Source organism: Shewanella sp. A22 (assembly GCF_053850585.1).
Window position 1 is genome coordinate 51118 of record NZ_JBSQBN010000011.1, and the last position, 10322, is coordinate 61439.

General features: G+C 42.4%; 7 protein-coding genes. 3 read left to right on the top strand and 4 right to left on the bottom strand.

The features are described 5' to 3' along the window. Nucleotides 1-75 precede the first annotated feature (75 nt). The 3 genes from ACWXWT_RS03895 to glmM all read left to right on the top strand — a co-directional run bounded on the left by ACWXWT_RS03895 (nt 76) and on the right by glmM (nt 4636). Entirely contained in the window at nt 76-2010 is a 1935-nt protein-coding gene (locus tag ACWXWT_RS03895) for a polysaccharide biosynthesis protein (RefSeq protein WP_456040297.1), read from the top strand. Between the two features lie 104 nt (nt 2011-2114). Continuing rightward, the gene (gene galU, locus ACWXWT_RS03900; protein ID WP_456040298.1) at nt 2115-3002 is read left to right on the top strand and encodes a UTP--glucose-1-phosphate uridylyltransferase GalU; all 888 of its coding nucleotides are present in this window, start codon (nt 2115-2117) and stop codon (nt 3000-3002) included. Between the two features lie 284 nt (nt 3003-3286). Beyond that, nucleotides 3287-4636 carry a phosphoglucosamine mutase gene (gene glmM / locus ACWXWT_RS03905; RefSeq protein ID WP_456040299.1) on the top strand — a complete coding sequence of 450 codons (1350 nt, stop codon included), beginning with the start codon at nt 3287-3289 and terminating at the stop codon, nt 4634-4636. 213 nt (nt 4637-4849) lie between these two features. Here the strand turns inward: glmM and ACWXWT_RS03910 are convergent, their stop codons facing one another. From ACWXWT_RS03910 to ACWXWT_RS03925, 4 genes are all read right to left on the bottom strand, one after another. Beyond that, nucleotides 4850-5194, bottom strand: coding sequence for a four helix bundle protein (locus tag ACWXWT_RS03910; RefSeq protein ID WP_456040300.1), 345 nt, complete (start codon nt 5192-5194; stop codon nt 4850-4852). 140 nt (nt 5195-5334) lie between these two features. After that, the gene (locus tag ACWXWT_RS03915) at nt 5335-6798 is read right to left on the bottom strand and encodes an MBL fold metallo-hydrolase RNA specificity domain-containing protein (protein WP_456040301.1); all 1464 of its coding nucleotides are present in this window, start codon (nt 6796-6798) and stop codon (nt 5335-5337) included. A gap of 670 nt (nt 6799-7468) precedes the next feature. Further along, complete coding sequence (locus ACWXWT_RS03920) at nt 7469-8383, bottom strand: pseudouridine-5'-phosphate glycosidase (protein ID WP_456040302.1); 915 nt, start codon at nt 8381-8383, stop codon at nt 7469-7471. Beyond that, nucleotides 8377-9489 carry a PfkB family carbohydrate kinase gene (locus tag ACWXWT_RS03925; RefSeq protein WP_456040303.1) on the bottom strand — a complete coding sequence of 371 codons (1113 nt, stop codon included), beginning with the start codon at nt 9487-9489 and terminating at the stop codon, nt 8377-8379. Before ACWXWT_RS03925 ends, ACWXWT_RS03920 begins: the two co-directional genes overlap by 7 nt. Nucleotides 9490-10322: the final 833 nt, after the last annotated feature.

Consider the following 10322-nt stretch of genomic DNA (forward strand, 5'->3'; position numbering starts at 1 on the left):
TTTTGACTGGTTATACAAGCTTTTATGTAGATAAGATTTTTTATTATTATGAATGTTATTAATTTGGAGCGCGAAATGGATTTTTTGCAACGTATTTTCTCTTTACCTCGTCCTCAGAAACGGTTGGTAAGTTTATTTGTTGATTCATTTTTTTTAGTTTCTGCTTTTTGGGCCGCTCTATTGGTCCGACTCGATGATATCAGCGTGTTGAGCAATGCTACTTTTTGGATGGTCATTTCAATCGTTCTTCCTATAAGTCTAGTGTTATTTGCCAAATTAGGCCTTTACCGAGCGGTGCTGCGTTACATGGGATTACAAGCTCTTGTTGCCATTGTCATTGGGGTTGCGGTTTCAACCATTACATTAGTATTAGTTTCTTTTTATGCTGAAGCTAATATCCCTCGCACAGTCCCGTTAATATATGCCGCTTTTTCATTAGTTTTTATTGGCGGTTCGAGAACAATTGTACGCTCCATTGTTGGTTCTGGGATGAAACGTACTGGTGAACCAGTGATCATTTATGGTGCTGGCGTGAGTGGCCGCCAATTATTAACGTCGTTGGTTCAAAGCCATGAATATCATCCTTTTGCTTTTGTCGATGATGATGTGTGCTTACATGGTACGGTTATACAAGGGGTTCATGTTCATTCACCTTCCATTATTCGTAAGTTGATTAAGCAAAAATCAGTCACTAAAGTGCTACTTGCAATGCCAAGCGCTACTCGTGCCAAACGTCAGGCGATATTGACTCGGTTAGAACCTTTGGCTATTCAGATATTAACCATTCCTGCGATGGCTGATTTAGTTAATGGGACTAAGCTTTACAGTGATATTAAAGAAGTCGAAATCGATGATTTACTGGGGCGTGATGCCGTGAATCCTCGCGAAGATCTTTTGTCTGCCAATATTAAAGACAAAGTGGTTATGGTCACTGGTGCCGGAGGCTCTATAGGTTCGGAGCTATGTCGACAGATCTTGAAACAGTCACCTAAAAAGTTAGTGCTTTTTGAGTTATCTGAGTTTGCTTTGTATGCCATAGATCGTGAATTAAATGCAACGGCTAAAGAGCTCAGTTTAAATGTCAGAATTCTTCCTATCATGGGTTCAGTACAGCGTGAAAACCGTGTGCAAGCGGTTATGGAGTCGTTTGGTGTGCAAACGGTTTACCATGCTGCAGCTTATAAGCATGTGCCTCTAGTAGAGCACAATGTCGTTGAAGGTGTTCGCAATAACGTGTTTGGTACTCTTTATACCGCTAGGGCAGCTATAGCGGCAAAGGTTGAAACATTTGTGTTGGTTTCAACAGACAAAGCGGTACGTCCAACGAATGTAATGGGCACTACTAAGCGAATGGCCGAGCTCGTTTTACAGGCATTGTCACGTGAAAATAATAAAACCCGTTTTTGTATGGTTAGGTTTGGCAATGTGCTCGGTTCATCGGGTTCGGTTGTGCCTTTGTTTAGAACTCAAATTGCTAATGGTGGCCCTGTAACGGTTACCCACCCCGAAATTACCCGCTTTTTTATGACGATACCTGAAGCATCTCAGTTAGTGATCCAAGCAGGTGCTATGGGTAAGGGCGGTGATGTATTTGTACTGGATATGGGCAAGTCGGTTAAAATTGTTGATTTAGCTAAAAAAATGATTCGTTTAAGTGGTTATGAAGTTCGTAGTGAGAAAAACCCTGAGGGCGATATTGCTATCGAGTTCAGTGGATTACGCCCAGGTGAGAAATTATACGAAGAACTGCTTATTGGCGATGATGTCACTGGGACCGAACATGAACGCATTATGACAGCAAATGAGTTGTATTTAACATGGGCTGAGTATTCTGTAATTTTAGACCGTTTAGATTTGGCTTGTCATCAGTTTAATCATGAAGCCATTCGCGATATTTTACTTAAGACACCTACAGGTTTTGCGCCAACAGATGGTATTTGCGATTTAGTTTATCAGCAAAAGGCTAAAAACTCTGATGCGGCTAAGAAAGTCATTAACCTTGTATCTTAATTTTTTGATTATCAGGACTTCTTTGTTTCTTTAATATTTCTCCGCTAATTAATTGTTGGCCAGAGCCCAATCTTTGATTGGGCTCATTTTTACTAGGATTTAAAATGAAAGTAGTTATTCCAGTTGCAGGTTTAGGCACTCGCATGTTGCCAGCGACCAAAGCCATTCCGAAAGAGATGTTGCCTTTAGTTGATAAACCGTTAATTCAATACATTGTTAATGAGTGTGTGGCTGCCGGTGTGAAAGAAATTGTGCTCGTTACCCATGCCAGTAAAAACGCGATAGAAAACCACTTTGATAAATCCTACGAGCTTGAATCTACTTTAGAGAAACGCGTAAAACGTCAACTACTTGAAGAAGTACAAGCGATTTGTCCTAAAGATGTGACCATCATGCATGTGCGTCAAGGCGAAGCTAAAGGGTTAGGTCATGCGGTACTATGTGCTTACCCTTGTATTGGTAATAACCCTTTTGCGGTCGTGCTACCTGATGTTGTGTTAGATGAATACACTGCTAATCAAAAAACAGAAAACTTAGCTGCGATGATAGCGCGTTACAAAGCGACATTTGCGAGCCAAATTATGGTTGCTCCTGTACCTGAATCTGACGTTAATAAATACGGCATAGCCGATTGTAACGGTGTTGAGATAACACCGGGTGATTCAGCTAAAATCAAAAGAATGGTTGAAAAGCCTGATGTTGGTGAAGCACCGTCTAATTTAGCGGTTGTTGGCCGCTATGTATTATCTGAAAAGATCTGGCGATTGCTTGCTAAAACACCAGCGGGTGCAGGTGATGAAATTCAGTTAACTGACGCGATTGATATGCTGATTGAACAAGATACCGTTGAAGCATTCAACATGACCGGTAAGTCGCATGATTGTGGTGATAAACTCGGTTATATGAATGCTTTTGTTGAATATGGCTTACGTGACGCTAAGTTGGGTGCTGATTTTAAGCAAAGCATTGAAAAAATTATGCTTGAACAGTAAAAAAATTTTTTTGGTAACATCAAAACCAACTCTTTGTAGTTGGTTTTTTTGCTTTAGCCTAGGGCCTAGGAGCCTAGAGCGCTCCGCTGCTAGGACGACCTTCGGTCTTCGAGGACGCTTTGCTGATAGATGTTAATAATAGGGCGCCTGCGGTTGCTAGGGCGTGACTTCGTCACTGTTCGGGCGCTTCGCTGATAGAATCTAGCAGGACGCAGTCCGCTCTCAGGCGAGCTTGCGAGTTCCTAGAACCTGCGCATGCGCATTTTTTTATTTTTGGAGTTTTTATGTCTCGTAAGTATTTTGGCACCGATGGTGTGCGTGGGAAGGTGGGGGAATTTCCTATTACGCCTGACTTTGCGATGAAGTTAGGTTGGGCTGCCGGCAAAGTATTAGCCTCAACGGGTACTCAAGAAGTGTTGATAGGTAAGGATACACGCAGTAGTGGCTATATGTTTGAGTCGGCAATTCAGGCTGGGTTATCGGCCGCAGGGGTAAACGTGGCACTTGTTGGCCCAATGCCAACGCCTGCTGTTGCGTATTTAGCGTCGACGTTTAGAGCCGATGCCGGTGTGGTGATTAGTGCATCCCATAATCCTTTTTATGATAATGGGATTAAGTTTTTTTCTAATTCAGGTACAAAGCTTAATGATGAGCAAGAGCTTGCGATTGAAGCATTGTTAGATCGAGCCCTGAATCATAATGCGATGGAATGTGTTGCGTCTGAACATTTGGGTAAAGTGCGCCGGATTAACGATGCCGCGGGTCGTTATATTGAGTTTTGTAAAGGCGTATTTGCTAAAGATTTAACCTTAGCAGGACTTAAAATTGTAGTCGATAGTGCCAATGGTGCTGCTTACCATATTGCCCCGAATGTGTATCGTGAATTAGGTGCAGAAGTTATCAGCATTAATGACAAACCCAATGGTACCAATATTAATGACCATTGTGGCGCAACCCATTTAGACAGCTTACAAACCGCGGTGATGGTACATGAGGCTGATTTAGGTATTGCACTTGACGGTGACGCAGACCGCGTGATGTTTGTTGACCGCAATGGTCATGTTGTGGATGGCGACCAAATTTTATACATTCTTGCCAAGGCGGCTAAACAGCAAGGTTTATTAAATGGCGGTGTGGTTGGTACATTAATGTCTAACCTTGGCCTTGAGCTTGCGTTAAAAGAGATGGATATTCCATTTAAACGTGCCAAAGTGGGCGACCGTTATGTTGTTGAACAATTAAAAGCGACAGGATGGCGTATTGGTGGCGAAGGTTCTGGGCACATATTACATCTTGACCATGCATCGACTGGTGATGGGGTGGTTGCATCGTTATTAGTGTTACAAGCGATATTACATTCTAAGCAGTCGTTGGTAGAACTGGTTTCGGGTATGAACAAGTTGCCACAAGTGCTGCTTAACGTGCGTCTAACCGCTAATAATGCTAACGAGATATTAGCATCAGAAGTCGTAAAACAAGCTGTAATTGAAGCTGAAGCAGTACTTGCCGAAAACGGCCGAGTATTATTGCGTAAATCTGGCACCGAGCCACTCATTCGCGTAATGGTTGAGTCTACTGATCCAGAAATGTCACAAGCTCAAGCAGAGCACATCGCTAAAGAGCTGAGACGATGACAAGCGTGTTGGGGCTGAGATGATAGCAAGCGGTTTCAAGCGATTAAGGCTGAGATGATAGCAAACGGTGACAAGCGGTTAAAGCTGAGATAATAATAAGCAGTGGCAGGTGATAACAAGCTTTGTCTTTTTTTGTCATGCATTTTCGATTGTCATCGTTCTTCACCGTTGGTTACCGCTTTATATCGTTTGTCATCGATTTTACCTCTTTTATTATCTATTTTTTATTTTATGAATTAATCCAGCGAGCATTGCTGATATTTTGTTTGCTTGCTGTAATTGTTGTTCAACAAACTCAGGGTCCAGATAGTTGATGTCTCTGCCAATCATTAACTGGGTCATTAACTCTGCTAATGAACCTCTAGCAATATACATAAACTGAACTTGTTCTTTGTTACTTTGCCTTTCAATACCCTCTGCAATATTTGATGGAACAGATAAGCCTGAACGTGTTATCTGATCTTTATATCCCCAATCTTGAAGATCTTTGGTCTGATGATAAATAGCACAAGATAGTTGATAACTCAGTTGCCAAACCTCTAAATTTTTAAATTTCACTTCATCCTCCTTTATATTCCCGACCGCAACCGCTATTTATCACTTGTCATCGATTGTTATCGTCTTTCACCGCTTGCCATCTATCTTTTTCTGCTCGCCACCGCTTGTTATCGTCTTTCACCGCTTGCCATCTATCTTTATCATTCCTTACCGATAACGATTTCTGCCGTAGGTATTAGTTTCCTATATTCTTTTGCCAGTGCTTGTTTGGCTTCATTGTCGCCGTGGACGATTATGATATGGCTAGGTTTGTGGTGCATGCGCTTTACGAAGTTGATGAGGTTGTGTTGGTCGGCATGGGCAGAGTAACCGCTGATGGTGTGGATGGTGGCTTTGATATCTATCTTTTGTTCGTTGATATAAACGTAGCCACCTTGTGGACCGTATGTTTGTATGTCTCGCCCTGTGGTGCCTTTGGCTTGATAGCCAACAAAGAGGATGTCGGTGGTGGGATTGGGTAAAAATCGACAGAGGTAGTTGGTGATCCTACCGCCGGTACACATGCCAGATGCGGCGATAATAATGGCAGGTTTGTGGGTTGAATCGAGGTAGTTGATGACCGATAAGTGTTCTTGGTGGCTATCTACGGTGATGAGCTGGTTAAAGTCGAGTGGATGGCGGCCTTGCGCTAGCTTATTTTTGGCTTCGTTGTCCCATAATGATTTGAACTGACGATATTTTTGGGTGAAATTAGCGGCCATGGGGGAGTCGACGATAATGTCAATATTTTGCCATACTGGATTGTGTTTATTGCGGTAGATAATGTGCTCAAATTCGTACAGTAACTCTTGGGTTCTACCAATACTAAATGCAGGAATGAGTACCACACCATTATCTTTTACGGCGCTTTCGATAATACTTTTGAGTTGTTTGCTGCGATCTTTGCGGCCTTGATGGTTTTTATCTCCGTAAGTGGATTCAATGACTAAGGTATCAGCTCGATACGGACTTTTAGGGCTAGCAAGTAAGGGGGCATAGGTTGCACCTAAATCACCCGAGAAAACGACCCGATGGCGATTTTTAGGGCCAATCAAGTCTATTTCAACATAGGCAGAACCAAGAATGTGTCCAGCAGGTTTAAATTTAAGCTTTGCTTTGTGATACATAATTGCTGTGACGGTTTTTTCTGCTGAGGTATCTTTAGAGCTTTCTGTCGAAGATATGGCTGTTGGTTTGTTTATTGGTAAGGTTATCCATTGGCCATAATCGACTGATACAAGCAGTTTTTGAAGGCGATTGATACATGCCTGGATCAATTTAGGGTCGCGCGTCACACCCACTTTTAAGGCGTCTTCTATTACCAGTGGTAATAGTGCCGCGGTAGCGGTTGTTGCATAGATAGGTTGCTCAAATCCTGCTGCCAGAAGATAAGGTATACGACCTACATGGTCGATATGGCAATGGGTAATAATGAGCGCTTTGATATTGTCGATAGGGAAGTCTATTTGCAGTTGGTCTGCTGAACTTTTCCCTGCTGTTTCGGCGCCTTGAAACAGACCGCAATCGATAAGATAACTGCTGGCGTGCTGGCTGTGATTATTCACATCCAACTGATGACAGGATCCTGTTACACCGTTTACCGCTCCATGGTGGATGATCTGCATGGTTAGTCCTTTAATTGAATTTTGGGTGAATTGTATTAAGTACGGTAATTAACTTAGCAGTGGTTGTGAAATTTTGCGAGGTTCTCGTTATTTAGGTTCTAGTGCTAGGCTACTTTGCGGATAGAGCGCTGCGCTTCTAGGGATAGCGTCGTGACTAAGAGCTTAAATTGAGAGCAAGCGACAGCAGTGAAATAGATTCTAGTGGCTAGGCTTGTCATCGCCTGTTATCGCTTTTTCACCACCTGCCGAAGCCTAGCTGCAACGATTCTGATTTATTGCTAAGCACCTGCTCGACTTCCGCTCTTTGAAGCGCGTTTCTAGTCGGATTTCTGTAATGGATTAAGAGGCGTTAGGTGCCATCTGGGAGAATAACATTCATCACAAGAATATGCTGTCGAGTAGAATAATAAAAGTGAGATAATACGACAGCTTGGCATCGATATTTGAGTATTAAAATGCTTAATATTCAGTCTGTGGCGCACAGAATGAACCGAGATGTCATGAGACTAGCCCTACTGCACAATGAAGAAGATTAGATTGATTGTCTTCAATATTACGCTCAGTACCATGAATATATAATAAGCTGATGTTAGAAATAAAAATGCCGATCAACTTAAGTTATCGGCATAAATACATTGTAGATGTTTTATTATTACTCAGCTAATAATGATTATTGACATAACTCACAGGCAATTTTTGAGGCCAGTTTGGCATTATTAAATACCAACTCGATATTGGCCGCTAAGCTGCTCCCTGCCGTTTTTTCTGCTACTTTTGACAATAAGAAAGGGGTCGAGGCTTTACCCGAGATACCTTTTTCATTCATCTCGGCAACCGCATCTTTAATCACGTGATCGATCATTGTTTTGTCTAGCGCGTATTGTGCAGGGATTGGATTTGCAATAACCATTCCGCCTTTTAATCCCATTTGCCATTTCGCTGTCATCGCAGCGGCAATTTGCTTAGGTTCATCGAGACGATAGTCGACATGAAAATCGCTTTCGCGGGTGTAGAAGGCGGGTAGCATATCGGTTTGATAACCAATAACAGGGACGCCTTGGGTTTCTAAGTATTCTAACGTTAAACCAATATCTAAAATGGATTTAGCTCCAGCACAGACCACCGCTACGTTAGTATTGGCTAATTCTTGCAAGTCGGCTGAGATATCAAACGTTTGTTGTGCCCTACGATGTACACCACCGATGCCACCAGTTGCAAATACTTTAATCCCAGCCATCGCAGCCAAAATCATGGTTGATGCTACCGTTGTCGCGCCATCCGCTTTTTGTGCCACAATAAATGGAATGTCACGACGGCTGGTTTTAATCACTGCTTGGCCAGCTTTACCTAAATACTCAATCTCTTCATGGGTCATCCCCACTTTGAGTCGCCCATTGAGGATTGCGATGGTTGCAGGTACTGCACCATTATCACGAATGATTTGTTCAACTTTAAGCGCTGTCTCTACATTTTGCGGATATGGCATACCGTGAGAAATAATGGTTGATTCTAGTGCCACTACAGGTCGCTTGGCATCCAATGCTGCTTTGACTTCAGGGTTGATATCTAGGTACTGGTTTAACATAATGACTCCTTGATAACTCGATTGACTGATATTTCAGACATATTGGGATTAATCGTTGCGATATCGGATAAGGCCACTACCGCAGCGGCCATGGCAAACTCGGTCGATTTTCGAGTTGACCAATCTTGAATAAAACCATGGGCTAGGCCAGCTAAAAAAGCATCGCCGGCGCCATTGGCATTAACCATAGAAATGGGAATAGCAGGTAGCAGGGCTTGTTCCTGCTTATCGCTGAAGAATACCCCATCAATGCCCAGGCTTAGAAAAATTCGTTCGACCCCTTGAGCATGAAACCAATTGGCTAACTCGGGCAGTTGGTCGTGATCTGTAATTGTGATCCCTGAGAGTTGCTCGGCTTCTTTGAGGTTGGGTTTTAGGGTATGAATGGCACTGAGATAGGGCGTTAATTTAATTGCTTTAGCACAAGATACGGGATCGACGAACAGAGGAATATCTGCGTAATTACTTAGGATGTAAGCTAATGATGTTTGCGATAAATTAGCATCTACAACAATCACATTGGCTCGTTGCAGCATAGCATGCTGAGACTTGAGCACATCAACACTCAGGCGTTCTAAAATTGCCATATCATTGATGGCCACGTGCATATCGCTTTCGCCATCTAACACCGACAAGTAGGTTGAGGTTACGCTGTCTGGCAATTGCAAGGTGTGCTTCATATCGATGCCAGCGCGCTGACAATGTTCGATAATTTCTTGGCCGTAAGTGTCTTTTCCTACCGCTGTGGTTAAGCGAGTATCTGTGCCTAATCGCGCTAAGTTTTCTGCAATATTACGTCCTACACCGCCAGGTGAACAGCTGACGCTGCCGGGATTTGAATCACCCACCCTAAGCGGACCTGCTGGTCGGCCTAGAATGTCCATATTGGCTCCACCGATCACAACGACATAAGGCGCTTCGGCCAAAATATAGCCTTTACCACGAATGATGCCTTTGTTGGTTAGATTCATAATATGTCCGGCGACAGCGGATCGGCTCATGTTTAATTTATCGGCCATATCTTGTTGCGGCATTAAGGGGTCTTGCTTGAGTAATGCTAAGATTTCTAACTCGCGTTCCGTCATATGAGTGATCTCACTATCCATTTAGCAAACAAATGTTTGCATACCAAACATTTGTTTAACGTAAGTGAGTTTTAAATAAAGTGCAACAAAAAAAATAGGAAACGTGATCAATGATTAACATCGCAATCTATTGATAAACAAAATAGACATGACTTTTTTCACATGTACATGAGGCATAAACCGAAGATGATATCAGTCCTAATCACTGTTATGAGGCGTCAGCGAGGTTATTAAAATGACGCTTGCATGCTTGATGTGGTGGATGACAATGTGAACGGTTATGGCATGTTGAATTATTAAGTAGGCTGTTTATATATTAACCAATATTTTTGTGTTGGCGCTTTAGCTGCATTAAGCATCGTTAAATAGTTGATAAATGGTTTACGTGCAAAGGGGATGCGATACCTTGCGCTGAAAAGTCTCCATTGATGGTAGTAAACTCTTCTACCTCAAAAAATTGTGTCTAATAAGTTGGTTTTTGGCAGTACCAGTTTCAGGGGGAAACACGAATAAATAAAAGTTAAATATATCAGTAGAATATATAATACCAATCCTATTAAATATGTGATCTTTCAGCTGGAGTTCAAAGTGCTGTAGGCAAGGCAGATGATTGAAGCGAATAGTGATCCTCGGTAACAAGCTCCTGCGTTACTCTACCTCCAGTATCTGACCGCCATGGATGGTGGCAATGTGTTATTTTTTATGGAAAAAAATAGACCATGCAGTGGTATTTTTAAAGCATCTAACGAAGCATAAAGGACTTTGAAACCCGCCAGAATGGAGTCTCTCAGGTATTCCACTTCTGTGTTACATCGATTTAAAAGGCAACAACCATTTCTACATCAATGTGCCTT